This is a genomic window from uncultured Romboutsia sp. (assembly GCF_958366745.1).
In the GTDB taxonomy this organism is placed as follows: domain Bacteria; phylum Bacillota; class Clostridia; order Peptostreptococcales; family Peptostreptococcaceae; genus Romboutsia; species Romboutsia timonensis.
Genome location: NZ_CATXCO010000272.1, coordinates 1 through 2,803 on the forward strand (window position 1 = coordinate 1; position 2,803 = coordinate 2,803).

Below are 2,803 nucleotides of genomic sequence, written 5' to 3' on the forward strand. Positions count from 1 at the left end.
CAGTTATATCTTTATTTTGTAAAAGCTCATTGCATGCACTTTGTCCTTCATTTTCTATGAATTCATCTTTATGTACAACAATACTTTCATCATAGCTTATTTTGTTATCAAAAAGTGCATTCTTATATCCTATAAATCTATCTTTAGACATATTAAGATTTTCAATAGCCCCTACAAAACCTATTTTTCTATGACCTTTTTTAATCAACTTCTCTACAACATTATACATTGCACTAATATTATCATTATTAACCCATAAAACTTCCTCTGGATTATCAGGTCTTCCAACTACAACAAATGGAAAATCTATGCTTCTTAAATAAGTTGTATTTTTATCGTCTTCACTTACTCTAAGAAGTATAACTCCATCAACTAAATTACTATTTATTATATCTTTTAAATGCTTTCTTTCTATCTGCTGAGTCTTACTAAATTTATAAGTTATATAGTAGTTTTTCTTTTGAGCATACATACTCATTCCCTTCATAGCATTTATGAAAAATGGATTATTTAATATATCATCCGCATCCTCAGGAAGAACTACACCAAGTATTCTAGTTTTATTATTTGCTAAACTTCTAGCTATTGCATTTGGTTTATAATTTAGTTTTTTTATAGCTTCATGTACCTTTTCTTTAGTTTTTTCACTTATTTTAGGGCTATTAGATAAAACCCTAGACACTGTAGATGTTGCAACATTTGCCTCTTTTGCTACATCCTTTATTGTTACTTTCATGGCGTCACCTCTATATAATGCTTTCTATAATTATCTTAATATTAGAGTTTAAATATAAGCATATATTTAAACTCTAATATTATATCAATTTGACTTGTATACTTTTAAATGTTGTATCTTAATCCTATATTTATTTTATACTTCCTACTGTTACACTCTTTATAATGTGTTTTTGAGCAAAGAAATAGAATATTAAAACTGGTATTATTGTAAGTACAAGACCTGCAAGTGCTAAATCCCATTGCTTTGTGTATTGTCCAAAGAAGAAAAACATTGAAAGTGGTATTGTTCTAGTACCTGCTTGATTTATAACTAATGATGGTAATAAGAAATCATTCCATATCCAAACTGTATTAAGTATTGCAACTGTTATTGATATTGGCTTTAAAAGCGGAAATATTATATATCTAAATGTTTGCCACTTACTGCATCCATCTATTAATGCAGCTTCATCTAATTCTTTTGGTATACTCTTTACAAATCCATGATATAAGAATATTGCAGATGCAGAACCAAATCCTATATACATAAATATAATTCCTGGTACATTAAGTAAATTTAATTTCCCCATTATATTTATAAGAGGCAACATTATAGATTGGAATGTAACTAACATTGAAGATATAAATATAAATAATATCATATTACTTATTTTAGAGTTTGTTCTTTGTAACATCCACGCTGCCATAGATGCAAATAGTACTATAAATACTATACTTATAACTGTTATAAATAAAGAGTTTCCTAATACTTTTATAAAATCTAATTGCTCCCATGCTCTAGTATAGTTATCAAGATTAAACTTTTCTGGTAAAGCTAGTGTACTTTCAAATAATTCCCCTTTTGTCTTAAATGAATTTACTATTATTATATAAAATGGCGATAAACATATTAATGCCAGTATTATACCTAATATATCTAGTGCTATCTTACTTAATTTTTTATTCATTATGCTTCCACCTCATCTTTCTTAGTCATATAAACTTGAACTAATGTTATAATACAAACAAATACAAAGAATATTACAGCTTTAGCTTGAGCTAAATTCATTTTGTTATATGAAAATGCTGTTTGGTAAATATTTAATGCTAGCATTTGAGTTGCATTACCTGGCCCTCCATTAGTTAATGCTAAGTTTTGATCAAATAACTTAAATGAGTTCGAAAGTGTTAAGAATAAACTTATTGTAAATGATGGTCTTATCATTGGGAAAGTGATAAGTTTTATTCTTTGCCATGCATTTGCTCCATCGATTTTTGCAGCTTCATTTAATTCTGGTGGAACATTTTGAAGACCTGCTATATATATAACCATAACATATCCTGCCATTTGCCAAGCCATAATGATTACCATTCCCCAAAAACCTGTAGTTGAATTAGATAACCATCCCATCATCCATTCTTGACCTAGTGATTGACCTACAGCATTAAATACATTAACAAATATGAATTGCCATATAAAACCTAATATTAATCCTCCAATTAAGTTTGGCATAAAGAATATTGTTCTAAGTAAATTACTTATTTTTGATTCCCTAGTTACTAGTAATGCTAAGAAAAATGCTATTACATTTATAGAAATAACTGATACTATAGTAAATTTAACTGTAAACCAAAGTGAACTTCTAAATCCTTCATCATTAAATACTTTTATATAATTTTTAAGTCCAACCCATTCTATATTAGAACCTATACCATTCCAATTTGTAAATGAATAATAAATCCCTAATATTAATGGAATAAGTACAACTAATGAAAATGCAAATAAACTTGGTCCAACAAATGACCAGTAAGCTATACCATGCTGACTTTTAGATTTTTTATTTGACTTTTTAACTTTAGTTTTTGATTCTTTAATTTCAACTTTAGCTTGTGACATAAACTATTCCCCCCTTTAAAATTATAGGAAAGTACAAGTGTACTTTCCTTTTGAAATATTAATTATCTTATTCTCTTTCCTCAGCCCATGTTTTTTGAGCATTTTTAACTAAATCTTCCCAGCTCATGCTTCCATCTAAATATTTTTGTATATCAGCACCAACAACATTTTCTCCCCATCCACTTGGGT

At 27.9% G+C, this 2,803-nt stretch carries 3 protein-coding genes; all 3 read right to left on the bottom strand.

The window, feature by feature from the left end:
- Nucleotides 1-736 (bottom strand): LacI family DNA-binding transcriptional regulator (locus tag Q5F54_RS12565; protein WP_302334539.1); only part of this gene is annotated, 736 nt, incomplete at its 3' end.
- Nucleotides 737-866: 130 nt separating this feature from the next.
- Nucleotides 867-1,685, bottom strand: coding sequence for a carbohydrate ABC transporter permease (locus Q5F54_RS12570; protein WP_071121057.1), 819 nt, complete (start codon nt 1,683-1,685; stop codon nt 867-869).
- Nucleotides 1,685-2,614: a carbohydrate ABC transporter permease gene (locus tag Q5F54_RS12575; protein WP_277230168.1), complete on the bottom strand. Its 930-nt coding sequence runs from the start codon at nt 2,612-2,614 to the stop codon at nt 1,685-1,687. Before Q5F54_RS12575 ends, Q5F54_RS12570 begins: the two co-directional genes overlap by 1 nt.
- Between the last annotated feature and the right edge of the window lie 189 nt (nt 2,615-2,803).